At 33.7% G+C, this 26,220-nt stretch carries 27 protein-coding genes; 17 read left to right on the top strand and 10 right to left on the bottom strand.

All coding sequences use genetic code 11. The features are described 5' to 3' along the window. The first annotated feature begins 20 nt into the window (after positions 1-20). The 4 genes from WH188_RS02725 to WH188_RS02740 all read left to right on the top strand — a co-directional run bounded on the left by WH188_RS02725 (position 21) and on the right by WH188_RS02740 (position 5,380). Positions 21-1,274 carry a tetratricopeptide repeat protein gene (locus tag WH188_RS02725; RefSeq protein WP_339423221.1) on the top strand — a complete coding sequence of 418 codons (1,254 nt, stop codon included), beginning with the start codon at positions 21-23 and terminating at the stop codon, positions 1,272-1,274. Between the two features lie 137 nt (positions 1,275-1,411). Then, positions 1,412-2,962, top strand: coding sequence for a glutamine-hydrolyzing GMP synthase (gene guaA, locus WH188_RS02730; RefSeq protein ID WP_132772818.1), 1,551 nt, complete (start codon positions 1,412-1,414; stop codon positions 2,960-2,962). Next, complete coding sequence (locus WH188_RS02735) at positions 2,919-4,208, top strand: ABC transporter substrate-binding protein (RefSeq protein ID WP_165905974.1); 1,290 nt, start codon at positions 2,919-2,921, stop codon at positions 4,206-4,208. The genes guaA and WH188_RS02735 overlap by 44 nt, the downstream gene beginning before the upstream one ends. A 2-nt stretch (positions 4,209-4,210) precedes the next feature. Next, positions 4,211-5,380 (top strand): RsmB/NOP family class I SAM-dependent RNA methyltransferase, encoded by a 1,170-nt coding sequence (locus WH188_RS02740; RefSeq protein WP_132772814.1) that lies wholly within the window; start codon positions 4,211-4,213, stop codon positions 5,378-5,380. 85 nt (positions 5,381-5,465) lie between these two features. On the opposite strand, the gene WH188_RS02745 is transcribed toward WH188_RS02740, so the two are convergent. After that, complete coding sequence (locus tag WH188_RS02745) at positions 5,466-5,939, bottom strand: universal stress protein (protein ID WP_132772813.1); 474 nt, start codon at positions 5,937-5,939, stop codon at positions 5,466-5,468. 69 nt (positions 5,940-6,008) lie between these two features. Between WH188_RS02745 and WH188_RS02750 the strand changes: the two genes are divergently transcribed. Then, positions 6,009-6,776: a C40 family peptidase gene (locus tag WH188_RS02750; RefSeq protein ID WP_132772811.1), complete on the top strand. Its 768-nt coding sequence runs from the start codon at positions 6,009-6,011 to the stop codon at positions 6,774-6,776. Positions 6,777-6,833: 57 nt separating this feature from the next. On the opposite strand, the gene WH188_RS02755 is transcribed toward WH188_RS02750, so the two are convergent. From WH188_RS02755 to WH188_RS02780, 6 genes are all read right to left on the bottom strand, one after another. After that, positions 6,834-7,463 (bottom strand): outer membrane beta-barrel protein, encoded by a 630-nt coding sequence (locus tag WH188_RS02755; protein ID WP_132772809.1) that lies wholly within the window; start codon positions 7,461-7,463, stop codon positions 6,834-6,836. 308 nt (positions 7,464-7,771) lie between these two features. Further along, a complete protein-coding gene (dnaJ, locus tag WH188_RS02760) occupies positions 7,772-8,929 on the bottom strand; it encodes a molecular chaperone DnaJ (RefSeq protein ID WP_021192239.1) in 1,158 nt (385 codons plus the stop codon). A 10-nt stretch (positions 8,930-8,939) separates the two neighbouring features. Further along, on the bottom strand, positions 8,940-9,476 hold the full coding sequence (locus tag WH188_RS02765; protein WP_021192238.1) for a nucleotide exchange factor GrpE: 537 nt from the start codon (positions 9,474-9,476) through the stop codon (positions 8,940-8,942). Positions 9,477-9,633: 157 nt separating this feature from the next. Then, positions 9,634-10,314, bottom strand: coding sequence for a cell division ATP-binding protein FtsE (locus WH188_RS02770; protein ID WP_021192237.1), 681 nt, complete (start codon positions 10,312-10,314; stop codon positions 9,634-9,636). Positions 10,315-10,318: 4 nt separating this feature from the next. Next, positions 10,319-10,522: a fructose-6-phosphate aldolase gene (locus tag WH188_RS02775; protein ID WP_132772807.1), complete on the bottom strand. Its 204-nt coding sequence runs from the start codon at positions 10,520-10,522 to the stop codon at positions 10,319-10,321. A gap of 60 nt (positions 10,523-10,582) precedes the next feature. Further along, complete coding sequence (locus tag WH188_RS02780) at positions 10,583-11,596, bottom strand: acyl-CoA reductase (protein WP_132772805.1); 1,014 nt, start codon at positions 11,594-11,596, stop codon at positions 10,583-10,585. A 163-nt stretch (positions 11,597-11,759) separates the two neighbouring features. On the opposite strand from WH188_RS02780, the gene WH188_RS02785 reads away from it, so the two are divergent. After that, positions 11,760-12,110 carry a 4Fe-4S dicluster domain-containing protein gene (locus tag WH188_RS02785; RefSeq protein ID WP_021192235.1) on the top strand — a complete coding sequence of 117 codons (351 nt, stop codon included), beginning with the start codon at positions 11,760-11,762 and terminating at the stop codon, positions 12,108-12,110. 173 nt (positions 12,111-12,283) lie between these two features. After that, on the top strand, positions 12,284-13,729 hold the full coding sequence (locus tag WH188_RS02790) for a dicarboxylate/amino acid:cation symporter (RefSeq protein WP_183914994.1): 1,446 nt from the start codon (positions 12,284-12,286) through the stop codon (positions 13,727-13,729). A gap of 57 nt (positions 13,730-13,786) precedes the next feature. Here WH188_RS02790 and WH188_RS02795 read toward each other — a convergent pair whose 3' ends face one another. Beyond that, positions 13,787-14,179, bottom strand: a complete 393-nt coding sequence (locus WH188_RS02795; RefSeq protein ID WP_132772802.1) for a YchJ family protein — start codon at positions 14,177-14,179, stop codon at positions 13,787-13,789. A gap of 243 nt (positions 14,180-14,422) precedes the next feature. Between WH188_RS02795 and WH188_RS02800 the strand changes: the two genes are divergently transcribed. Continuing rightward, positions 14,423-14,965, top strand: coding sequence for a hypothetical protein (locus WH188_RS02800; protein WP_021190799.1), 543 nt, complete (start codon positions 14,423-14,425; stop codon positions 14,963-14,965). A gap of 74 nt (positions 14,966-15,039) precedes the next feature. On the opposite strand, the gene WH188_RS02805 is transcribed toward WH188_RS02800, so the two are convergent. Then, positions 15,040-15,498 (bottom strand): Lrp/AsnC family transcriptional regulator, encoded by a 459-nt coding sequence (locus WH188_RS02805; protein WP_021190798.1) that lies wholly within the window; start codon positions 15,496-15,498, stop codon positions 15,040-15,042. A 206-nt stretch (positions 15,499-15,704) separates the two neighbouring features. On the opposite strand from WH188_RS02805, the gene WH188_RS02810 reads away from it, so the two are divergent. The 3 genes from WH188_RS02810 (at position 15,705) to WH188_RS02820 (ending at position 19,641) form a co-directional block, all read left to right on the top strand. After that, a complete protein-coding gene (locus tag WH188_RS02810; RefSeq protein WP_132772953.1) occupies positions 15,705-16,766 on the top strand; it encodes a cysteine synthase family protein in 1,062 nt (353 codons plus the stop codon). Positions 16,767-16,901: 135 nt separating this feature from the next. Then, positions 16,902-18,551 (top strand): protein-disulfide reductase DsbD family protein, encoded by a 1,650-nt coding sequence (locus WH188_RS02815; RefSeq protein WP_132772800.1) that lies wholly within the window; start codon positions 16,902-16,904, stop codon positions 18,549-18,551. 166 nt (positions 18,552-18,717) lie between these two features. Next, a complete protein-coding gene (locus WH188_RS02820; protein ID WP_132772798.1) occupies positions 18,718-19,641 on the top strand; it encodes a polysaccharide deacetylase family protein in 924 nt (307 codons plus the stop codon). Positions 19,642-19,677: 36 nt separating this feature from the next. Here WH188_RS02820 and WH188_RS02825 read toward each other — a convergent pair whose 3' ends face one another. Beyond that, positions 19,678-20,259 (bottom strand): PhnA domain-containing protein, encoded by a 582-nt coding sequence (locus tag WH188_RS02825; protein ID WP_132772797.1) that lies wholly within the window; start codon positions 20,257-20,259, stop codon positions 19,678-19,680. A 181-nt stretch (positions 20,260-20,440) separates the two neighbouring features. Here WH188_RS02825 and ypfJ point away from each other — a divergent pair, with 181 nt between their 5' ends. From ypfJ to WH188_RS02855, 6 genes are all read left to right on the top strand, one after another. Further along, positions 20,441-21,307 carry a KPN_02809 family neutral zinc metallopeptidase gene (ypfJ, locus tag WH188_RS02830; RefSeq protein ID WP_132772795.1) on the top strand — a complete coding sequence of 289 codons (867 nt, stop codon included), beginning with the start codon at positions 20,441-20,443 and terminating at the stop codon, positions 21,305-21,307. A 428-nt stretch (positions 21,308-21,735) separates the two neighbouring features. Further along, positions 21,736-22,002, top strand: coding sequence for a hypothetical protein (locus WH188_RS02835; protein ID WP_132772793.1), 267 nt, complete (start codon positions 21,736-21,738; stop codon positions 22,000-22,002). A 76-nt stretch (positions 22,003-22,078) separates the two neighbouring features. Then, positions 22,079-22,240 (top strand): hypothetical protein, encoded by a 162-nt coding sequence (locus tag WH188_RS02840; protein WP_339423224.1) that lies wholly within the window; start codon positions 22,079-22,081, stop codon positions 22,238-22,240. A 119-nt stretch (positions 22,241-22,359) separates the two neighbouring features. Continuing rightward, positions 22,360-22,578, top strand: coding sequence for a hypothetical protein (locus tag WH188_RS02845; RefSeq protein WP_132772791.1), 219 nt, complete (start codon positions 22,360-22,362; stop codon positions 22,576-22,578). A 373-nt stretch (positions 22,579-22,951) separates the two neighbouring features. Then, complete coding sequence (locus tag WH188_RS02850; protein ID WP_132772789.1) at positions 22,952-23,152, top strand: hypothetical protein; 201 nt, start codon at positions 22,952-22,954, stop codon at positions 23,150-23,152. 57 nt (positions 23,153-23,209) lie between these two features. Next, entirely contained in the window at positions 23,210-26,200 is a 2,991-nt protein-coding gene (locus WH188_RS02855) for a thiopeptide-type bacteriocin biosynthesis protein (protein ID WP_132772787.1), read from the top strand. Positions 26,201-26,220 lie beyond the last annotated feature (20 nt).

Below are 26,220 nucleotides of genomic sequence, written 5' to 3' on the forward strand. Positions count from 1 at the left end.
AAAATATAAAATAGATAACAATGAATGTAGTGAGTACTCTACTATTAGCATGTATGCTAGGAACTGGCTGTGTGGTTGATGCACAAGAGATCGAAAATATTGTAGAGGGTGAAGTTTTTACTTCAACGAAGTCTAGTGAAGATATGTATCAGTTAGTCTGGAAACTTTACAAATCTAACAAGCACGAAGAAGCTTTAAAACTTATCGATAAGCTTATCGCTCAAGATAAAACAATAAGTGCATATTACGAATTGAAATGCTACATCTTAATTGCACTGAAAAGAAACGCAACTATTATTGAAACTGCCACGAAGGGTATCGCATTAGATCCTGATAATCATTCGTTTTACGATATAAGAGGTAATACTTATTATTTTGATTTAAAACCCGAATTGGCAAGATCTGATTATCAAAAGGTACTCCAATTGGAAAAAAATAATGCTCGTTATTATAATAATTATTTGAAGTTACTTAATGAAATGCGCAAGGATGATGAATTGATAAATGTATTTAAGCTTTTCGAGAATAGCATGGTAAGTGGAGAAGATATCAAGGAACCTCGATTTATAGCTGATGTTTACTTTTATGGAGCCTTGGCCTATCAACGTCAAAAAGATAATTTAAGAGCTGTTGATCTTCTTGGGAACGCAATTAAAAAATCTCCAGAAGCAGCGATGTATTACAATAATAGAGGTTTGATATTTCAAGATCTAAATAAACTGGAAGCTGCAAAGAAGGATTTGGATAAAGCTATTGAATTGGATAATGATAATCCTGTTTATTATGAAAATAGATATGCTATCTTTTTTGATTTAAAGAAATATCAAGAGGCGCAAAATGACCTATTAAAAGTAATTAGTCTGGGAAATTCTGATCTAGATATCTATGCTGCATTGGCACTGACCTATGATGTTCTTAATAATTATCCAAAAGCTGCTGAATATTATGATTTGGTTTTACGTAAAAATCCAAATCAAACAATGATTTTAAGTAACTATGCTTATGCTTTATTTGAATTGAATCAAATATCTAAAGCTATTGAAATGTTTGAACGGGCGCTTGTTACTGATTCTGCAGAGGTTGATATTTTGGTAGGTCTAGCAGTCTTATATCATGTTGATGGGAAAGAAAATAAGTCTATAGATTTATTTCAGGACATTAAAATCAAGACAAAATATGAGGCAAAAAAACAGCTACTCGAAACTTTGGAAAAGGAAGATTATAGATTTTCTTCAAAATTTAAAGCAGCATGGGAAAACTGTTTTAGTGATTAATGTTATTTAAGCCTGATCAAAAGCTGTTATTTTTTTGCAATAAAAATAGGGTGTGTTTTATATAGAATGAGTATTTTGAGAAGATTTAAGTCAAATTTCCTTTCTATAAATTCATATCAAATGCGTAACTTTGCGCCATGCCAGAAAAAATTATAATTCTTGACTTTGGTTCGCAATACACGCAATTAATCGCGCGTCGTGTAAGAGAACTTAATGTGTATTGTGAAATTCACCCATTTAACAAATTACCTGAATTTGACGAGACTGTAAAGGGAGTAATCCTTTCGGGAAGTCCATATTCAGTAAGACAAGAGGAAGCTCCTCAAATTGATTTTAAATCAATTCAAGAGCGTTTTCCTTTATTAGGTGTTTGTTATGGTGCACAATATATCGCTCAAAAATCAGGAGGTGAAGTATTACCTTCGGAAATCCGTGAATATGGACGTGCTAATTTGCAATTTGTGAATGCTGAGAATGAATTATTAGCGGGTGTACCGGTTCAGTCTCAAGTATGGATGTCTCATGGTGATACTATTAAAGAAGTTCCTTCAAACTTTGAAATTATCGCAAGTACAGATAAAGTACGTGTAGCAGCTTATCACATTATCGGTACAAGAACTTTTGGTATTCAATTTCATCCAGAGGTGACCCACAGTACAGATGGTGTAGTTTTATTGAAAAACTTTGTTGTGGAGATCTGTGGATGTGCTCAAGAGTGGACTCCAGATGCTTTTGCTGAAACAAGTGTTGCTTCTCTGAAAGCGGAATTAGGTGACGATCACGTAATTTTGGCATTATCAGGAGGAGTTGATTCTACTGTTGCAGCTGTTTTATTACATCAAGCCATTGGCAAAAATTTGCATTGTATTTTTGTTGATCATGGTTTGTTACGTAAAGGTGAATTTGAACAGGTTTTGGATTCATATAAAAACATGGGACTTAACATTAAAGGTATAAACGCAAAAGAATTATTTTTTGGTCGTTTAGCTGGTGTTTCTGATCCTGAACAAAAACGTAAAATTATCGGTAATTCTTTTATCGATGTATTCGATGAGGCAGCAAAAGAAATTCAAAAGGAATTACCTGAAGGTATTGAGGCAAAATGGTTAGGTCAAGGTACTATTTATCCAGATATCATTGAATCGGTATCGGTTAAGGGGCCTTCTGCGACTATTAAATCGCATCATAATGTTGGCGGTTTACCTGACTACATGAAGCTGAAAGTAGTAGAGCCTCTGAAGACTTTATTTAAAGACGAAGTAAGACGTGTTGGTAAAACATTGGGTGTTGATCCAGCTATTTTAGGCAGACATCCTTTTCCTGGTCCAGGGTTAGCTATTCGTATCTTAGGAGATATCACTGAAGATCGTGTACGTATTGTACAAGAAGCTGATGATATTTACATCCGTAATTTGAAAGAAGCAGGATGGTATGATAAGGTTTGGCAAGCTGGCACGATTTTTCTTCCTGTTCGTTCTGTAGGAGTGATGGGCGATGAGCGTACATATGAGCATGTTGTTAGTTTACGTGCTGTAGGTTCATTGGACGGCATGACTGCAGATTGGATTCACTTACCTTATGATTTGTTGGCAAAGATTTCAAATGAAATTATCAACCACGTCAAAGGCATTAATAGAGTTGTATATGATATCAGTTCAAAACCACCAGCGACGATTGAGTGGGAATAAAATTGCTCTTGCAGTAGCATTGGCTTTAAGTCTTGCAAGCTGTACGACAAAAAAAACAGGCGTACTTCGCTCACCTTCTAGTAAAGGTGAGCAGGGTACTGTTTCTAATAATAGTGGTAAAACTGCTGCTGAACAGGCTGAAGATGCCAGAAAACTCGAAGCTGCTAAAGCGAGTGAAAGCCTTAAAAATCAAAAATCAATTGCTCTTCTCTTACCTTTTCAATTAAACCGTATCGCAGGTATGCGTCCCACGGCTGAAGACGTTAAAAGATCGGCTTTAGCGTTGGATTTTTATCAAGGGTTTCAACTTGGCTTGGAAGAATTGGGTGAAAAAGGAAGTAAATTTAGTTTAAAGGTTATAGATTCTGAAGATGATAATTTTAGAAACACATCTTTAGCTGCTTCAGCGTCTATAAAAAATGCCAATTTAATTGTAGGACCTGTTTATCCAAAAGAGATTAGAGCATTTTCACAAGCCTTTAAAGAGAAAAATATTTTACAAATTTCACCTTTAGCGGCAACTTTGGCTTCCGAGTTTGCGATTCCCAATTTAGTGTCTTTAACACCTTCTATTCGTGCTCACTCTGAAATTATGGCGAAGCATGTAGCCAAGCAATATGCTTACGGCGACGTTGTTTTGGTTTACAATATACAAGATGGTGATAGTAAACAGTTTTTGGATAACTTTGCATCAGAGGCATTGGGTTATAATAAAAGTCTGCAAATAAAAGTTGTGACTTCTATAGCTGAATTAAACGAAAACTTAGTTGTTGCTGGGACTAATCATATTGTCTGTGGTACTACAAATAGAAATCAGATTAGAGCATTATTAGCAAATATGGACGTGCAAAGCAGTGAGTCGGGTTATGCTTTTAAATTGTATGGTCACCCAAATTGGGCAAAATTATCTTTTGAAGATTACACGAATATTGATCGTTATGAGTTGACCGTGACGACATCAACATTAGTGGATGAAAATGCTGAGCGAACAAGACGATTTAATCAAAAGTATAAGAATAAGTTTCAGGTAATTCCATCAGATTTTTCTTATAAAGGTTACGATGCCGCTATTTATTTTGGGGGCTTAATTGCTAAGTATGGCGATGACTACGCGCAACATTTGGTTAAGGAAACCTATTCTGGAATAAATAGTGATTTTAGTTTTGATTACTTTCCTGAGTGGGGATATGTAAATAGAGGGGTTCGATTTATGGTGTATCGTAATAATAGTTTTGATAGGAAGTAAAGATGAGTGATTTTAGTGAAAAAAGAGTACAGCAGCAAATTCGTAATTTTGAAAGAGCAATGGATGGTTATGAAGGGAATGAGCCGTTTGCTCGTTATCTAACTTCATTTTTTAAAATTAATAAGCAAATGGGATCAAAGGACAGAAAATGGACTTCCCGGTTGTGTTATAATTATTTTCGATTGGGTAAGGGGGCAACGCAGCTTTCTCAACAAAAAAGATTAATCATTGCGGAGTACTTATGTGAAACAGAAAGTCCATTTGTCGCTTTATTTGAACCTGATTGGAATTTAAGCCTATCATTGGAAGAAAAAATAGCTTTTTTAAAAAAACTAGAATTATTGGAGCTAGATACCATTTTTCCTTTTAAAAATTACCTTTCATCTGCGATAGATCAGGTTGATTTTATACAAAATCAATTCTTGCAACCTGACTTATTTATTCGGATTAGAAAAGGTAAGGAAAAGTTTGTGAAAGCTATTTTTGAAGCGGAACAGATCGGCTATAAATTTATAACGGAACAAACTGTTGCTTTAGCAAATGGAACTTCACTACAGCGGTTTAAGGATCTCGATGGTGTAATCGAAGTGCAAGATCTTTCTTCTCAGCGGACCCTTGAATTTATGGATGCTTTGCCGAAAGAAAATTGGTGGGATGCCTGTGCCGCTTCTGGTGGTAAGGCTTTATTGTTCCTAGATAAGCATCCGACTACTAATTTATTGGTTTCAGATGTTCGTATGAGCATTCTGCGTAATTTAGATGAACGTTTTGAAAGGGCTGGTATAAAAGCTTATCGAAAAAAAATAGTTGATTTAACGAAAGATACTACGCCTATTTTGGGAGTTGAGCTTTTTGATGGAGTTATTTTAGATGCTCCATGCACCGGCTCTGGAACTTGGGGTCGAAGCCCTGAAAATATTAGTTATTTTAATGCAAAGAAGATCGATGAGTTTGCCACATTGCAAAAAGAAATTGCTAAAAATGTTTCATTGCATTTGAAAGTGGGTAAACCGTTGGTATACATCACTTGTTCTGTTTTTGAGAAAGAAAATGAGGAGGTGATTGCTTATATTCAAAAAGAACTGGGGTATAGTCTCCATTCTTATAAAGTATTAAAAGGATATTATGAAAAGGCGGATAGTATGTTTGTTGCCCGTTTAATCAAACTTTAATAAAATAAGAAATTTATAATTATAAAAGCCATTTGCATATCGCAAATGGCTTTTATAATTATAGAACTATTAGATTTGAATTAGTTTATTCACATTTACCCGGTACAACGAGCACAGGACATGTTGCTTTTCTAATTACAGCTTCAGAAACGGAGCCCGAGATAAAATGATCAAACCCTGTTCTACCATTTGATCCCATTACGATGAGATCAGCTGACCACTCATGAGAAGTGGCTAGTATTTCTTCTTTTACCGAGCCTATTCTATTGAATAAGAAAACTTCATTAGCGCCTTCGAACTCTTGTCCTAGTTCTTCTAAGTATTTTTGAGCATTCTGCTGCTCTATTTCCGATACTTCGGGTATGATGATTGGTTGTTGACCTAACAGCGGATCTGCACCATAGCTGGCAGGAGAAGTGGGAGAGGTAACCGTCACTAAAGCTACTGAAGCTTCAAATTTTTTAACCATTTCTTTAGCATAGGAAATCGCTTTATGTGAACATGGTTCATCGTCCACAGCAACTAATATTCTCGTTATTTTTACAACATTGGTATCCATGGTTCTGATATTAAAGTTTATATTCGTACATATTAATAACTTGAATATACGGTTTTTTGTTTTAGAAATATGGAATTTGGAATATGTAATTTAACAATTGTACCATTGCGGGCGGAGGAATCACATCGGAGTGAAATGGTTTCACAATTGCTGTTTGGAGAAGCTTTCGAAATACTGACGAAATCAAAGGATTGGACAAAAGTTCGTACTGAAATGGACTATTATGTTGGTTGGATACAGAATGGGCAATTTTTAGCAATAACAGATGATCAGTATGAGGAGTACCAGTCGTTAAGTAAGATCAAGATCGGTTTTGATGGGGGGCATCTTATCAATAATGATCTTTGTATCCAGCTTTTACATGGAACGATTGTACGAAAGGATTTTCCTTATATTGGAGCAGATGATTTAGTAGAGCTTAATGCAATTGAACTGCATTTTGAGCAAGAAGACTTCATCGAGCAGGTTGCAATACTCGCAAAGCAATACTGGGAGGTACCCTATCTTTGGGGAGGGCGATCTAAATTTGGAATTGATTGCTCCGGTTTCTCACAATTGATTTATCAATCCTTTGGTATTTCCTTACCAAGGGATGCTTATCAACAGGTTGAATTAGGGCAGACAGTTGACTTTTTGTCAGAGATTCAAGTAGGTGATCTTGCTTTTTTTGATAATGAAGAAGGTAGGATAAATCATGTTGGTATTATGCTGGACTCTGAAACCATTATTCACGCTTCTTCCCGTGTTCGAATAGATAGGATGGATCAAGAGGGAATATTTAATAAGGATTGGAATAAATACACACATAAGCTGCGTATCATCAAGCGCTACGTTTAAAAAAGAAAGGTCCGTCTATATTGAGACGGACCTTTCTTTCTTTATTTTCAAATATGATTAGAATTTGAAAGTTAAACCAAATTTAGCTGTATCAAAAAAGTTGTTAAAACTGTTGATGTTAGCATTGAATTCGTTTGAAGATTTACCGCCATCTTCTTTAGCTGTACCAAAAGATAATAAGTCTGTTAAACCAAAGTTGATCGCGATGTTTTCAGTAACGAAGTAATTCATCCCTAAACCAGCGCCAGCACCAAATCCTTTAACTTTAGGAATGTCTGTAGTTGTTGTACCGTTGTTAACTTCTCCAGTTCTTTGTTGATAACCAGCGGCTAATTGCGCATAAGTTTTAAAACGTGATCCTAAATCTAAAAAGTAGTAACGACCATAAGCACCAACTCCAAAGTTGCTTGATTTATTGTACGTATCGTTTGTACCAGAATAGTCTGTTGCTTTTAAATTTCCAAAGTTGAAATCTAAACCAACTGCAACTTTATCAGATATGAAATAACCTACAGAAGGATTGAAGTTGAATGAGTTTTCTTTCTTTTCAGCTGTTTTATTATTTTTTGTATTTGCTGAGAAATTACCTTCTACAATAAAGTCAGTTTTTTTGAAACCAAATTCTTGTGCTTGAGATGCAAAAGTTAGACCAGCTACTGCTGTTAGAGTAAGTAATAATTTTTTCATTTTTTTTAAAGTTTGTTTTTACAATATCCATAGCCAAACCTTTTGACTATTTGATTGATATTATCAATATAGATACCAAATTGATTTTTCAATGTCATAGAAATGTATTGATAAATTGTGTTAATCGTAATTTAAACGTTTTCAGAGATTTAAAAATTGACATTATGAAAAAATAATTTATCATATATTTTGATATTTATATTGATTTAACTTTTTGTGATAAAATGTCAGTTTTTATTATGACACAAAAAAAGACCATATGTCAGTGCTGACATATGGTCTTATAATTATTTTATTATTTAATATTTCTAGTCGAAATATTCTTTGATCCGTTCAAAAAATGATTTTTCAGATTTACCAGGTTGTGGCTTGAAATTCGGTGATTCTTTCAATTTCTGTAAAATCTCTTTTTCGTCAGATGAGACCGCTTTAGGCGTCCAGATATTCACATAAATTAATTGATCACCTTTGTGGTAAGAATTGACTTCAGGAATACCTTTTCCTTTTAGTCTTAATATCTTGCCGGCCTGGGTTCCTGGTTCAATTTTAATTTTTGCTTTACCATCAATCGTTGGAACTTCAACGCTTGTTCCTAATGTAGCATCTACAAAATTAATATATAGGTCATAAATAATATTTAGACCATCTCTTTTTAATGCTTCATGAGGAATTTCTTCAATGAGGATAATTAGATCACCGGCAACACCTCCGCGAGGAGCTGCGTTCCCTTTTCCACTCATTGAAAGTTGCATACCTTCACTTACACCAGCCGGAATGTTGATCGCAATTGTTTCTTCACCTCTTTCTAATCCTTCACCTCTACATGTAGTACACTTTGCGGTAATTTCTACCCCTTCACCATTACAAGTAGGACAAGTGCTTGTCGTTTGCATCTGGCCTAAGATTGTATTGGTTACGCGGCGAACAGATCCTGAGCCGCCACAAGTATTACAAGTGTGGAAAGATGATTTATCTTTTGCACCACTACCATCGCAGGTATGACAGTTTACTTGTTTATTTACTTTTACTTTTTTCTCAACACCTTTAGCAATTTCTTCGAGTGTTAATTTTACTTTAATGCGAAGATTTGTTCCTTTAGCAACACGACGGCCTCCTCTTGAGCCTCCGCCACCGCCACCGAAGAAACTTTCGAAAGGATGACCACCTCCACCAAATATATCTCCAAATTGGCTAAATATGTCATCCATATTCATGCCACCACCATAACCGCCTCCGGAAGCAGAGCTACCCGCATGACCAAATTGATCATAGCGTTGTTTTTTCTGAGGATTGCTTAATACATCATATGCTTCAGCAGCCTCTTTAAATTTTTCTTCAGCTTCATGATCACCAGGGTTTTTATCCGGGTGATACTTTACGGCAAGTTTACGGTAGGCAGATTTAATTTCTTTTTCATCTGCACCACGAGCTACACCTAATATATCGTAATAATCTCTTTTTGACATCTTTTTTATCTTATTGACCTATAATTACCTTAGCATGACGGATTACTTTATCATTTAAATAGTAACCTTTTTCAATAACATCAATAACTTTATTTTTCAAATCTGGAGTAGGAGCTGGAATAGCCGTTATTGCTTCTTGTAAATCAGCATCAAACTCTTTACCTACTACATCCATTTCTTTTAAACCTTGGTGTTCTAAAGTTTGTCTGAATTTATTATTGACGATCTCTATACCAGTTTTTATTGATTCAACATCTGTTGCTGTTTCCATTGCTTTTAAAGCTCTGTCAAAATCATCCACTGTTGATAATAGTTTTGTGATCACATCTTTTCCAGCAGATTGAATTAATTCAACACGTTCTTTACTTGTACGTTTTCTATAATTATCAAATTCTGCTGATAAACGTACATATTTATCTTTTGCCTCTGCTACTTCAGCACTTAATTTCTCTTCAACAGAAAGTTCAATCGTCTCTTCTTGATTTTCCGTTGTATTATCCTCAATAGGATCTTGAATCGTCTCGTTATTATTCTCTTGTTCGCTCATTTCTTCTAAATTCTATGTGGGAAACTAATGTTCTTTCTCTAAAATCTAATTACAGTCAAAGTTGTTGCCAAAATGAAAAAATCCGACAGCTTGTCAGTAACCGGGAGAATGGACTAACAAAATGTCGGATGATCAGGATTTCTGTCAGTATTGACAGTTATATTTCTACTTGATCTAGCAATACCCCATCAGCGGTTTTGATGATGCGTGCAGGCATATTACGGATAATTTGGTAATCATGAGTTGCCATTAAAACTGCTGTTCCAGAAGAAGCGATATCCCGTAAAAGCAATACAATTTCTTCAGAAGTAGCAGGGTCAAGGTTTCCTGTTGGCTCATCGGCCAATATAATTTCCGGATTATTAAGGAGTGCTCGTGCAATAACAATACGTTGCTGTTCTCCTCCTGAAAGTTCATGAGGCATTTTTTTTAATTTCGAGCGAAGTCCTACTTTTTCAAGTACATCGAGCATTCTATGTTCAATTTGCGTTTTATCTTTCCAGCCGGTGGCTCTAAGTGCAAATTCTAAATTTTTCTCTACAGAGCGATCTGATAATAAATGAAAATCTTGGAAAACGATTCCTAACTTACGTCTCAGGTAGGGGACATCATTTTCATGCAGTTTTTTTAAATCAAAACCTGCAATTAGTCCTTCTCCGTTACCAATATATAAATCGCCATAGATTATTTTTAGCAAACTACTTTTTCCACTTCCTGATTGACCAATGAGGTAAAGAAATTCGCCTTTATTGATATTCAAATTCACATTCGATAAGACCAAATGTTTTTGTTGGTAGATATCGACGCTTTTTAATGTGATTACTGTATTTCCAGACATTGAACTATAATTCTAATTTTTTTATTTGTCCAAATGGCAATTCCTTTACCATTTGCATAATGTACGCTGACTTGTCTCCGAGACCAATTTTGTCCAAAGATTTGTCGGGGCGATCAACCCTAAAATATGCTAAAAGAGTGAATGAATCATCTCTTAATTGAACATAGTCAGGGATTTTGGCAACTCCTTTTACTTTGATTATATACATCTATTTACAAAGTTAGTACTTTTTATTTCAAAAAATCCTTCCACGAATATAAGGCTATGCTTACTGGTTTGCAAATAAAAATTCTAGTGTATTGACCCCATCAGCATAATCATCTAAAGCAGGATTTTGTCCGGCACCGAATTTAAAAGCTGGTGTTTTGATCGTTAAAGGTGCTTCTGATGTAACGCATTGTAAGCTGTCTGATAATGTATTTAAGTGCTGAGAAAGATTGTCTAAGTTATCATACTCTTCAAAATAAACTACAGCTAAGGGTGATGCTATTTTGTCATCTTGTTTTAATAATAAAAACCCATTATCATAATGCTTGTCACCATTTATTAAATAAATGGATTTGTTATAATCGTAATTATTATTGTATTTATAATGTGTGTTTACCTCTTTAAAAGATTCAATTCCTTCATAGAAATGACTTATATCATAATTTTTTGGGATAAATATTTTAGATACAGAACGACATCCCAGACCGTAATAATCAAAGATATCATGGCCTAAAGCTTTTAGTTGCTCGTGCGATTCTTCACCTGTAATGATGGCAATGCTGTTTCTGTTTTTTCTAATAATATGTGGTTTTTTTCCAAAGTAATGTTCAAAGTACCGCGAAGAATTGTCGGAACCTGTTGCAATCACTAAATCAAAATCAGTTAATCTATCCACTAGTTGTACACGATCTTTAAATCTTGGTTCAACTTCTATCAACTTCTGAATTACGTAAGTTGTTAGAAGAGCATCGTCTGAAGAAACCTTAATCTGTGCTTTAAAACCAGCGACCAATACGCATAATATATCATGAAGACCTACAAGAGGTATATTGCCCGCTAAGACTAAACCTACAATTTTGTCACTTTCAATATCAGGATATGGCGATAGCCAATTTTCTAATAGCTCAAGGTTTAAATTTGCTTTCCAAGAAGTAAAGGCTTTATTAACGTGTTCTGCGGTATACCATGCATTTTTATGATGAGCAGTTGTAACTAAATGTTGTAGCTCTGCATGATCATTAATGAATAAGTTCGCAAGTTTTGCAAAACCTTCTAATCGTTGTTTCTTTGTCAAAATGTAAAAATTAATAAACGTGTATACACAAATTTGTATTATATTTGTGTTATTAATACAATCAGCGAAACCAAGTTACTCTTAGTATTTAAACGTGTAAAATGATTTGATTGTATAAATGATAGTACAAAAATAGTTTTTTATCATAATTTTGAGGTTATAAATGGCGATTAAAATTACAGACGAGTGTATTAACTGTGGTGCTTGTGAACCGGAGTGCCCAAATAATGCAATATATGACGCTGGAGTGAGTTGGAAATTCTCAGATGGGACGGCATTAGATGGAGTTATTGATTTTGGAGATGGAGTAACGTTAGATGCTGACGATTCTCAAGCTGCTGTATCAGATGAAGTATATTACATTGTTTCGGACAAGTGTACAGAGTGTGTTGGTTTTCATGATGAACCACAATGTGCAGCTGTTTGTCCAGTAGACTGCTGTGTAGATGACGAAGAGGTTCGTGAATCTGAAGAGGAGCTATTAGCAAAGAAAGCCTGGTTACACGCTGAATAAAAGCATCGCTTTTAAAATAAAATTTTGAAAAAGGTAGAATATGTACATATTCTACCTTTTTTTATGTCTTCAAGTATCCAATAAATTTGCTGTTATTATAATCCGCCATATTAATATTTGTGAAAGCCTAGTATTTTTTTATTTTTGTACTTTACCTTATAAAAAGTTTGCCGATGTATAAATCAAAAATGGGGCTAATTACCCTTGTTTCGGTGACAATTGCTGCACTTATTGCGATATGTTACGAATTTAGTTGGGTCAATTTTTCTCCATCATTTTTAATGGCAGTAAGATGGATTGTTGCTACTGTGTTGATTGTTAATGCTCTTGTTCGGAAGAATCTAACAACTTGGATTTTGACCTGTATGATCTTGGGTATTTTTGTGGGTTTAGATTTTCCAAATATTGCCATATCATTGCAACCGCTAAGTAAAGGTTTCATTAAGTTGGTGAAGACGATTGTAGGACCGATCTTATTTGCAACGTTAGTTTATGGTATTGCAGGTCATTCTGATTTGAAACAGGTTGGTCGTATGGCCTGGAAGTCTATGCTGTATTTCTTTTGTGCTACGACTTGCGCTATTTTTATTGGCCTTGGGGCTATAAATCTGACTAAAGCTGGAGTTGGTGTTGATGTTGCACATATGCCTCATGAAGAACTGCCAAAAACGCAAATAAGTAATGACGCACAGATTTTAGAAACTTTACCAGACCATGTTCATCCTGTTTATAAGTTTACGGCATTTTTTAGAGATCTTTTTCCTGAAAATATTGTAAAAGCAGTGTATGACAATCAAGTTTTACAGATCGTGGTGTTTTCAGTTCTTTTTGGTATTGGATTAGCAATGGTTGATGAAAAGAAAAGAAAACCATTGGTTGATTTTACGGAAAGCCTTTCAGAAACAATGTTTAAGTTTACAAACTTAATCATGTATTTTGCTCCAATCGGAGTTGGTGCCGCAATGGCTTTTACAGTTGGTCATTTGGGAGTAGATATTCTGAAAAATCTATTCATGTTGTTAGCAACTTTGTATTTAGCATTAATAGGTTTCCTAACTTTTGTATTGTTGCCTGTTGCACTTTATCTGAAAATCCCTGTATTAAAGTTTATTAATGCGATTAAAGAACCTGTTTCTATTGCATTTGCGACGACAAGTTCTGATGCAGCTTTGCCCAAGGCTATGTCTGCTATGGAAAAATTTGGAGTACCTCGTAAGATTGTGTCTTTTGTTATTCCTACAGGATATAGTTTCAATTTGGACGGAACGTCATTGTATCTATCTTTGGCAGCGATATTTGTTGCTCAAGCGGCTGGAATACATTTGACTTTTGGAGAGCAGTTAATGATCGCATTTACATTAATGATTACTTCTAAAGGGGTTGCCGCAGTTCCCAGAGCATCATTAATTATATTAATTGCTACTGCAGATCAATTTGGTTTACCAACATTTGTGATTGCGGCTATATTAGGAATTGACGAGTTGATGGATATGGCCAGGACTTCGGTCAATGTGATCGGTAATTGTTTAGCTACAGTTGTTGTTGCTAAATGGGAGGGTGAGTTTGACGAAGAGGCCCCATATAGAGATGATCACGGCCAACCGGAATTAGAGGGGTAGTATTATATCTTTTAAAAGCCAGAAAAGGGATCTTATAACAAATATAAGATCCCTTTTTTATGAAATAAACTTACCATTGACATAATACCAGATTCCATCCACTTGTTTGAAAGTGGATCTTTCATGATGAATCTGTAAATTCAGCTCGGAATCCAAGTAATGTGCCTCAAATTCGACCATATTGGAATTACTAAATAAAATGCGGAGCTGCATCCATTTTGATTCCTTTGCCCATCTTGCAATTTCTATTTTGTTTTGCAACTTGCGTGTTTCAGAATGAAAGCTTGTATATAAAAACTCGATATCTTGAACAACAAATGCGCTATATCTTGCACGCATTAATTGTTCTGCAGTTTTAGCTTCTTTTTGGTCTAAATGAATTTTTTTGCAACAATTTTCGTAAGGAAGTGAATTGCCACAATGGCAAATTGTATTTTGTTTTGTCACCATATTAAGATTTAAATATAGGACAAAAGTAAATAATGATTTTTTCTTTTTAAATGAATCGTGTTTATATAAATATTTAGGAATTTCTTAGCTGGACTATAATTTTTAAATTGATATTTTAACATGTTGATATTGAGTTTATTTTAACGTTTTAACAAATATTAACAACCTTTCATTAATCTTATTATAAAATATAGAGTCCTACCTATAAATAATTGAAAAACATAAATAAAGGGAGGAGCAGGTATGAAAAAATTAGTTTACTTGACGGTTTTAGTTGGCGGTTTGTTTTTTGTTAAACCTGCTGCTGCACAAGTTAATGTGAGTATTAACATTGGTAATCAACCTTCTTGGGGCCCAGTGGGGTATGATTACGTAAGGTATTATTATATTCCAGAAATCAATGTATATTATGATGTGATCAATCGCCGTTATACGCATTATCATGGTAGAAGATGGGTAACCAGTAGAAGCTTGCCTAGTCGATACCGTAACTTTAATTTTTATAATACCTATAAAGTCGTTGTCAATGATAGAGATCCCTGGAGACATCACGATCGGTACAGAAGAGATTATGGTCATTATGCTCATCGCAGAAATCAGGTAAGTATAAGAGACCATAGAAGTAATTATGATCGTCCACGTCACAATGACCGTTATGATAATCATCGTGTCGAGCGACATGAAAATCATAGAGATCGATCGGAGCATAGAAAATCGGACAAGAGAAATGATAAAAGAGGCCACGATCGTCACTCAGAAAGAGGTGAGGGACATGGAAGAAGATAGTGAATAGTTTTTTATATGTTAATTGAAAGGGAGGAAGCTGTAGTTTTCTCCCTTTTTTAATTAAAACTATTTTTTTAAATCGGATAAGCTGTTTCACTTTTAGTTTCCGATAGAACAAAATAGGTTTGTACGGTGTTCACATGTGGGAGTACGGCTAAGCGGTACCTTAAAAATTCGTGATAGGCCTGCATATCTTTAGTTGCTATTCGAAGCATAAAATCATAGGATCCAGCCATCTGATAACATTCCATAACTTCCGGAAATTTAGCAACTTCTTTTTCAAATTCATTTAAAACCTCGGCTGTATGTGCTTTTAAGAATACCTGTGAAAAAGATATCAGACCCATGTTTATTTTTTGCCGGTCAAGAATAGCAACAGTTTTTTTAATATAGCCTTGTTGTTTCAGTTTTTTTACACGCTCATGTATAGCGGCGATAGATTTATGCAATCTAAATGCTAGTTCCTTATTGCTAAGTGTAGCGTCATGCTGTAAAATTCTTAATAGTTTAGTGTCGGTTTCATCAAGCATCATTTTGTATTTTTTATTGATATGAATGTAATGAATTGGTTGATTCTGTAATATTTCTTAAATATATCATTATTTAGATAAAATTTATTGATTTAATCTTTATGTAGTGAATATTATTTTGTTTTATGTCAATTTTGCTGATAATATTAGATCTTCGAATGATTGTAGACTGATATTGTTTAAAATAATAAATCATGAATAACGAATTGATGTTTAGTAAATGTTTGTCTCCTGAGCTTGATAGTAGATTTAAACATTTATGGTGTTTAGTAGGAAACACGCCTATGCTGGAGCTGCAATACTCATATAAAGGGAAAGCTGGGAGGATTTATGTGAAATGCGAGAATTATAATCTTACAGGGAGTATCAAAGACCGTATGGCGCTATATATTATGTATAAAGCTTACATGAATTGTCAAATTCAGCCTGATGATGTTATCATAGAAGCTACTAGCGGTAATACAGGTATTTCTTTTTCTGCTATTGGTAAAGCTTTAGGACATCAAGTGAAAATTATTATGCCCAATTGGTTGAGTAAAGAACGCATCGATATTATAAAAAGTATGGGTGCAGATATTCAGTTGGTTAGTAAAGAAGACGGTGGTTTTTTGGGGAGTATTGAATTAAGTGAGAAACTAGCTCAGCAAGGAGGGGTGTTTTTGCCCAGACAGTTTGAAAATAAATTCAATGCCGAAGCTCATGAATTAACGACTGGTCGTGAAATTGGTTTACAGTTAGCCTCGCAAGGTTTAGTTGCAGATGCTTTTGTTGCTGGTGTTGGCACGGGAGGAACCGTTATGGGAGTAGGCCGTCATCTTCGTAGCTTAAATCCTCATGTAAAGATTCATCCTTTGGAACCCGCTGAAAGTCCAACGATGTCTACTGGATATAAGGTTGGCTCGCATCGTATTCAAGGTATTTCAGATGAATTTATTCCGGCTATTGTGAAAATGGACGAGTTGGATGAGATCGTTTCTGCTTCAGATGGTGATTCTATTATAATGGCCCAAAAATTAGCAAAAGAATTGGGCTTAGCTGTAGGAATTTCTTCAGGAGCGAATGTGATTGGAGCAATTAAATTAAAAGAGCAATTAGGGGAAGAAGCTGTTGTTGTCACCTTATTGTGCGACGATAATAAGAAATATTTGAGTACAGATTTAGTAAGAGAACAACCTGTAGCAGCTGGATATATTTCAACAGATCTCGCTTTCACTGGATTTAAACCTATCAGTAGGTTAGCAAAATCTCTTTTTAATACTGAATCGCTATAAAGTTTGTTTCAGCCTAATCGCGTATTAGGCACTATGTTTATATTTAAATAGAATCTATTACAATGGGATTTATCCCATTGTAATTAGATTTAATCAATTTGTAACCTGTCACTCGGCATTATAATTAAAATATTTATGAAAAGATTCATCATAAAATTATTACTTTTAATAGTTCTTCTTCCAGCTTTTGCGCATGCTCAGGAGGCAGATACTTTACTTAAGATGGACGAACTGGAGTTCGTTGATGGTGGTATTTCTGAAGTTTCGACTGATTCTGTAGTTGTTGATACTGCACAGAATCTTAAGAAAACTACGGCTGTAATCACAACAGAAGAGCATGCAAGTAGTGAATCTCTACTTGGAATATTTTTAGCAGGATTATTAGGCGGTTTTACTGCCCTATTAATGCCTTGTATTTTCCCCATGTTACCGCTCACTGTCAGTTTCTTCACAAAGGGAAATCAAAATAAATCGCAATCTTTTATTCGTGCTTTGTTTTATGGAATTTCTATTATAGTTATTTATGTTGTTCTTGGTTTAGCGGTAACGATGATTTTTGGTTCGGATGCCCTTAATGCTTTATCAACGAACGGTGTCTTTAATTTTTTCTTTTTCTTAATGTTGGTTGCTTTTGGAGCTTCTTTTTTGGGGGCATTTGAAATTAATTTACCAAGTTCATGGGTAAATAAGATGGATGCAAAATCTGATAAAGGCGGATGGGCTGGTATATTCTTTATGGCAGCAACTTTAGCTTTAGTATCTTTTTCTTGTACTGGACCTATTATCGGAACTTTATTGGTACAGGCAGCTACAAGTGGAGCTTTGTTAGGTCCGGCTGTAGGTATGTTTGGATTTTCTTTTGCATTAGCTATACCTTTTGCTCTTTTTGCATTATTTCCTAGTGCTATGAAAGCCATGCCTAAATCAGGTGGTTGGCTTAACAGTGTTAAAGTTGTTTTAGGATTTTTAGAATTGGCATTTGCACTGAAATTTCTTTCTAATGTTGATTTAGCTTATCACTGGAACTGGTTCGACCGTGAAGTCTTTTTGTCTTTATGGATTGTTATATTTGGTTTAATGGGACTGTATTTACTTGGAAAAATCAAATTTTCTCATGACAGTAATCTGCCACATTTGTCAGTAATCCGTACGTTCATAGCTATTATTGTACTATCGTTTACGGTATACATGATTCCTGGATTATGGGGTGCTCCTTTAAAATCAATATCTGCTTTTTTACCGCCACAAAGCACGCAGGACTTTGATTTAAATCAAGGCTCATTGATTGGTGGATCGCATGTAACAGACGTTTCTAAACGCAAATATTCAGATTTATTTCATGCACCGCTGGGCTTAAATGTGTTTTTTGATTACGAGGAGGGTTTACAATATGCTAAAACCCATCATAAAATGGTTATGCTTGATTTTACAGGCCATGCTTGTGTTAATTGTAGGAAAATGGAAGCTAATGTTTGGACAGATGTGCAGGTTCGTTCATTTTTGACAAATAATGTCGTTATCATCCAACTTTATGTTGATGACCGCACTGAGCTTGCTGTTGAAGATCAACAAAAAACGAGTTCGGGAAAATTGTTGAAGACAATTGGAAGTAAGTGGAGTTATTTACAATCGAGTCAGTTTGAATCCAATTCACAACCTTTTTATGTGCTTATGAATCCTGCAAACCGTCAGGTTTTGGTTAAACCAAAAGGTGCTGATTATGATGCTACTACTTATCTGGCCTATTTAAATGAAGGTTTGAAAGCATTTTCTTTGATCAAATAGTATAATATAACTCATTTGATGAAAAAATGTTTTTATTCCAAAAGAAAAAAGGTTTCATAAAATTGGATTTCTGTTAAATTTAATCTTACTTTTACATCGTTTAAATCATTAGCTATCAAATAGCAGCTTTAGTGGTTTATGTGTAGGGTTAATAGTGAATTATAACATGAAGAAAGCATTCAATCTGGGGTTGTTCCTTGGATTATTATCGGTAACATCTCTTGCATTACAATCGTGCAATGAAGGTGGGAGTAAAAAGACAGATTCGGTTACTATTGGAACTGTTGATAGTATAGATGATATCGATGATTTAAATAAAGATACTGTCGAGAAAGAGATTAAAAAGGATACAATTGCTGTAAAGGGTAAAAAGAGTATTCTTCATCATGAAGTTGATACGGCGAAATTATTAACCGACTCTGTGTCTCCTCGTTATATTTATTTGACTTTTGATGATGGACCTTTAAATGGCAGTCAATTTATTGATTCAATAGCTACAGCAAAGAATATTAAGATTAATGCTTTTTTAATTGGAAAGCATGACCGAATGAGTAAGGGGTTGCATAAATATTATGAACGTTATATGAACAATCCGCTGGTGGATTGTTATAATCACAGTTACAATCATGCAAATAATAAGTTTACTTATTTTTATAGCAACGCAGAATCAGCGTATGAGGACTTTGATAAAAATGAAAAAGAACTGAATCTTAAACATAAGATTGTCCGTTTACCAGGACGTAATATTTGGTACTTTGCAGATCGTAAACGTATTGATATGCAAAGTGGTTCAAGTACGGCCGATTTATTATACCAAAATGGTTACCGCTCTATGGGATGGGACTGTGAATGGAAAAAGGGTAAACCTTCTGGTATGCCAGTCGAATCGGTGAGTTTTATATATCGTCAGATAAATAATAGATTACGTAACGGCACCTCATTTTCGAAGAATAACGTTGTTCTGTTGATGCATGATGATATGTTTCAGACAAGAAAAGCACAGAAAATGTTAAGTGATTTAATCGATAGTTTGAAGTTACATCCAAATTACGAATTTGCACATATGCGTGATTATCCGAAACAGAAATAAAAAATAAGGCTACAATTTGATTGTAGCCTTATTTTTTTAGTTTTGCTTTCTTAAATATTTTGTTAAAATCACAATCGTCTGACCATCGATTTTTCCTTCAATTTGTTCTGTATTATCGAACACAAGTCTAATATTCTTCACGACTGTACCTAAAGTCGCCCGGATAGATGATCCTTTTACATCCAATGTTTTCGTAAGGACTACAGAATCCCCGTCAAATAATTGTTGACCGATACTATCTAAATGAAACTCGACATATCCATCATTTTCATGATCTCCTGTTTGTTTTGCCCATTCTAACGTTTCGTCATCCAGATACAAAATATCTAACGCATCAGAAGCCCAACCTTCGTTTTTTAAACGATTTAACATGCGCCACGCAGCTACCTGTACTGCTGGTACTTCAGACCACATGGTATCGGGTAGGAATTTCCAATATTCAGCTTCTAATTGTGTAGTTTTATTTAACTGATCGGCACATTTCTGACAAACAACAATCGTGTTTTCAGCTGTAGCTTGTAACTCAGGGGGCAATGTATATAATGTTAAATTATCAGTTGCTTGACTCAATTCACATTTATTTCCCGCTCTCTCGAATAGTTGATTTTCTAGTTTCATTTAAATTTTGGATAAGTTGCAAATGATTTAGGTGCAAACATAATGAATATTTATAATTATAAAAGGTTAACATAACAAATCAAAAAATGCTTAATAATTTGGAATATAATTTGCGATGCTGTATACGATAAAATGTGTATCTTATTTAATACTAATTAAAACTAACTTAAATGATATCAATATGAAATGGCAAGGAGGTAGAAAAAGTGACAACTTCGAAGATAGGAGAGGAATGTCAGGTGGTCAAAAATTAACTTTGGGCGGTGTAGGTGGGATTATTGTCTTAATAATTGGTTTTTTAATGGGAGGAGATCCATCTCAATTATTACAGCAGGCTCAAAATATGACGGGTACGGAGCAGACTGGACTACCAAGAGAACTTAGTGCCGAAGAGACTAAATTGACTGATTTTTCAAGAATTGTCCTAGCTAGTACTGAGGATGTGTGGACTAAACTTTTTAGAGAGCAGTTGGGAAAAAATTATAAAGGAACAGAATTGCTTTTTTATGATGGAGGAACAGAAACTGGAGGATGTGGCATCGGGAAATCTTCCTACGGCCCCTTCTATTGCCCTGGTGACCAACGAATTTATTTAGATTTAACTTTTAATAATGAATTAAAAACAAAGTTTGGCGCAAAAGGTGAGTTTGCTCTGGCATATGTAATTGCACATGAAGTAGGGCATCATATACAACAATTAGTGGGACTTTTACCTCAGACAAACAGCATGAGGGGAAAACTAAGTGAAGTTGAAAATAATAAAATTTCTGTCATGACCGAGTTGCAAGCTGATTTCTATGCAGGAGTTTGGGCACATCATGTTAATAAATTATCTGATATCGAGATTGACTATAATGATATTTTAGATGGTATGACAGCCGCTGAAGCAGTTGGAGATGATAAATTACAAACACAAGCTCAAGGCTATGCGGTACCCGATTCTTTTACACATGGTACCTCAGCTCAAAGACGAGCTTGGTTTAAGAAAGGTTATGATTCTGGTGATATGCAATCTGGAAATACGTTTCAAGATCCCAGCTTAAAATAGAACTTACTGAACGAGAAGATTACAACCACGTATATCACTTTGATCAAAGCGACCTAACACTTCAAAAGATCCACCAGCATAGATTTTTCCGAAGTGGAGTTTGCAGAAGTGTATATACTATGCCAAGATTAACAGCTTGACCTGGATTATCCTGAGTAATACAGTTGGTTATAAACAAAGGTAAGATTGATGATTTTGCGAAATGTTTTTTTTGGAAAGATATAAATTGATAAGTGTGCTTAAAGGTGGTAAAGCCATGAATTGAAAGAATTATAGGAGCAAGTGGTTTTTGCAAGAGGTCAGTATTCTATTTAAGGGGAGCGATTTGTATTTGAAATCACAACGACAGAGGATATTAATATCTTTTGCTTTGCCTTTTTTATACACTGTTAACTATACTGGATAGACTTTTCTCTTTTGGACAAGCTATGGCAAAAGGATACGCATTTTCGCAAAGATCTTACCCAATTAAAACGCAAGGTTTATCTAATGCATGGCAGTATCATCCCATTATGCCTATCGGTAAGTGGCTGGCCAAGTTTCGCAGAACTAAAGGTGCCGTAAAACTGCACACTGTTTTGGAATATGATGGCTGTCTACCTGTTTTTATACAGATTGCGGACGGAAAGGTTTATGATAGCCAGTGCGCGGGAAGCTACAGTTTTACCAAAGGAAGCGTCGTGGTGGTGGATTGAGGTTATGTAGATTACAGCTCGCTCACGTATTTGGACAGCAACGGCTGTTATTTTTTTTGCAGGAGTAAAAACTAACATGAAGTACAATGTTATCCAGTCAAACCAGAGTGAAGCGCTCCTGGAAAAGGGAATCATTAAAAATGAACTCATTAAACTTTCTGGCTCGGCGTCCAATAAATACAATGCTAAATCACTCTGCTTGCTTCACTTTTGGGACAGCACCACAGGTAACCACTAACAATTTTTGACCAATAATATACAATGGAAGGCCAGCCTGATGGTAAACATTAGAAGCAGCGCTGGCATATCGAAGTCTACTTCAAGCACTTTAAACAACGCTTAAAAATATCAACTTTTGTGGGTTCATCTGAAAATACGGTGATGAACCAGATGTGGACTTCGTTGACCGGCATATTGCTGCTAAAATATCTTAAGAATAAGGCTAAATACGACTTGAATTTATCCAATCTGGTGGGATTTATCAGGATGAATATCTTCGTGAAAATAAGTATCTGGCAATGGATAGATAATCCTATTATCAGGCCACCAGTTAAAGGGGAAAATGGACAGCTTTAGATGTTTTCAGAATAAAAAATAGAGCCAAAATCAAAAGTATCTAAAAATAGCTGTTTTTTGAAGGGAAATACGCACCTAAAATTTATTTGGGACGGAAGTGGTGTATCTTACTTAATATTAATTGAAACTAACTTAAATTATATCAATATGAAATGGCAAAGAGGTGTAAAAAGCGACAGGAAGCTTTGATTATGATTTTTATGTAAATTATATTATCCGCAACAATATTTTTACGCTTTTTTAATGATTATTCTGCAATATTATCACTTTATTAAAAATATATTTTTTTTTCATGATATTATTTAGTAACTTACTTGTAGTAAAGAGCAAGTTTGTTTCAACTTGTGGATTTAAAAAACTTAAAATAATAATTATGAAAAAGGAAAAATCTTTAAAACTTGTTGGTGAAAAATTAACAAAAGATCAGTTGTCAGAAATTGCAGGTGGCATGGATTGGCAAGGAGGAAAACAATCATCTCATTTTGAGGATAGACGAGGGACATCTTTTAAATTACCTTTGCCAACTGGACAAATGTGTAATGGTGACCTGGTTTATAATGATACTTGGGTCTAATATTTAGATTTTAGAAATCAGTGCCCTATATTAGTGCACTGATTTTTATTTAATGATATGGAAAAAATTGATAATACATTTTTTATAAGATACCCTAAATTATCATTAAGGAATATTTTCGATCTTTTAGAGAAAAATGATACAGAAGATGATTTTAAGAAAGCTATTAAAGAAACTCTTCAAAATGGAAATTTCAGAGACGCCCTGAAATACTCTTCCCCCTTATTTTATTTGGAATTAATTAAGCAAGATTGTAAAAATGAGATAAGTGAAAAAACTTATGCAACATTATATAAATATTTTAGTAGAGCAAGTAGTAGAGCTATACCATTAGATATGTTTTCGGTTGTATCCTTCGGTAATATTGAAGGTCAAACAAACTTATGTCTAAATAATGATAAAAATGAATTTTACGAGCATATAAATATTCAAGTTCTTTATATTCTTAACGAATTCTTATTGGATAATGAAAGATATTATCAGGCATTAATGTATTCAATAAATTCTACTGTTTTTTTTGAAGGAACATACTTAAAATATTTTATTTTTAAAGATGGCGAGAATGAACTGAAAGTAATAAAAAGCTCAAAATTTTTATCTTCTTTTATAACAGATACTATTGTACCAATATCCTATAATAGTATTATAGAATATTTTAAAAAGATATTTCCAAATAATACAAGCATGGAAGTGAGCTCATATATTAATTCATTAATTAAGAGTAAGCTTATTATTGCTACCACAACACCGTCATATATTGATAATTATTCATTAGAGTCGTTTTTAGGTAAAATAAATATTGATTCTTTGCAAAATACAGAAAAGAGCTTATTAATTGAATTAAAAAAACATCACGATGAGAGTATTTCTAAAAATGATAATAGTAAAATTAAAGATTTTCTTGTAGAGCAGTTTAAGGATAATTTAACAAATGTCCAAACTACAAGGATTGATATAGTATCTGTTGGAAGCAAATTTACTATTTCCGAAACATTAGCATCGCAAATTGTTAATTCGATCAACAAATTGAATTTTTTAAGATTCAATGCGATTGATAACACAAAAGCTGTAATTGATGAATTCATTACTAATTTCAAGAAAAAATATCACGAGGGTGATTTGGTTCCTTTGACGAAAATTTTTGATCCCGAGCGTGGTAATAGTCTTTTTACAAATCCTAATAAAATTACTACACTTTGTAGTGAGCAAGTATATTTGAATCTAAGATTTAATAATTTTTACAGCCATATATTAAATTACTGTAAATATAATCAAGATGATCATTATGTTATTTCAGAAGAAGATTTAGTTAAATTTAATGATTTATCGGTTGGTCATAAGAATTGCTCTCCTAATTTCGGAATTTTTGGCTCAATACTGAAGATAGATGAGTTGTATGAATTTCATTTAAAATCAAGTAATGATTTTCCTAGCAGTAAAAATTATTCCAGATTCACTCCGTATTTTAAAGATTATGCACAGAACTTTGAAGAATCAAATTCGTTTGAAAGTGAATATTTTGAAGGTGCAATATTAGCAGAAATCTATTATCTACCACCTAATGATCTTTCAAATATTTCAAAGAGATTTCTTGAGAGAAGTTATTTTATAAATCTAAATCAAGCAAAAACTGGTTGTGATAAGGAAATCTGTATTTCAGATATTTTAATGACAGTACAAGAGGGAAAAATAAAAATTTTTTCGAAAAGTAATAAAAGAGAAATTATACCTGTTAGAACATCTCCAAATGTTGATCTACCAAATTTCGATTTTTATAATATACTGAATTTGATTAGTGACCAATATAAAAAGCCTGCACTTATTTGGGATTGGAATTCCTACACCAATGAACCTTTTTTACCTAAAATTTCTTATAATGGTATTATTTTAGCCGAAAGAATGTGGAATCTTTCATTATTTACTATTCAAAAATTTTTAAAGAAGAATGAAATTTCACATAATGATTTAGCAGATTATTTAAATTCTCTAAATATTTCATCGTACGTGTTACTTAAATTGGAAAATGATAAAAAATTGTTAATTCATACAAAACATAATTTTTGTATTAAACTTTTGTTAAGTCATTTGTTAAAATACAAATATATTTCTTTGGAGGATTTCTCAGGCTACAGGGCAAGTGAGCTTGATTATTATAATGAAATTTTAATAACGGCCAAGAATATTGAAAAAAATGTTAGTCAATATTCCTTATTGAAATTTAGAGAAGATGAACTCGATACCAAACCAAAGATTCATTCTATTGGTAATAAGTGGATTTCCTTAGTGATAAAGGGTAATGAAAGAATTTTGGAAAATTTGGTGGTTGGCGATTTAGCTAGAATTATATTAAAACTTAAAAGTGCATCATTAATAAAAGAAATACATTTTTTAAGATTTGGTGGCGATAATTCTTTATTAAAGTTGAGAATTAAAGTAAAAAATAAACAGAATGTTTTAGAAGTTCTCAATACCATAAAAAAACCTATTTTTACTTTAATCGGAAAAGGTGACTTAGATGATTGTATATATGATAACTATATACCTGATTACAATAGATATGGAAAAGATGATATAAAATCAGTGCAAAAATTGTTTAATATTGACAGTATTTTAACACTTCGAATTTTAAAAAAGAAAAGATTCACCACTTATTCTGAACGTTGGAATTTTACTATTTTATCTGTTTTTAATTACCTACAACTGATTGATGGTTCTGTAGAACAGTATGAATACATTAAGTATATGAAGTCTGTGCTTTTTGAAGAATATAAAAAAGATGATCCAGTTGGTTTAAGAATTCAGTTAAATAACCTATATAGAAATCGGAAAAACTCAATTTTAAATACATTTAAATCCGATGTTTATAATTATCAGTTCTTTAACAACTGGAAACATGAAATTAAACAAATTAAAATTGATCGTGAAAATATTATGCACTGTATACATATGTTTGTAAATAGATTTTTCCCTAAAGATCAAAGAATAATTGAACTACAGATTTTCCATTGTTTAGAAAAATACTTGCTATCAACTATTAAACAAAAATAAGTTGCATGTCATTTCATTGT

The organism is Sphingobacterium sp. MYb388 (genome assembly GCF_037479535.1).
Taxonomy (GTDB): Bacteria; Bacteroidota; Bacteroidia; order Sphingobacteriales; family Sphingobacteriaceae; genus Sphingobacterium; species Sphingobacterium anhuiense.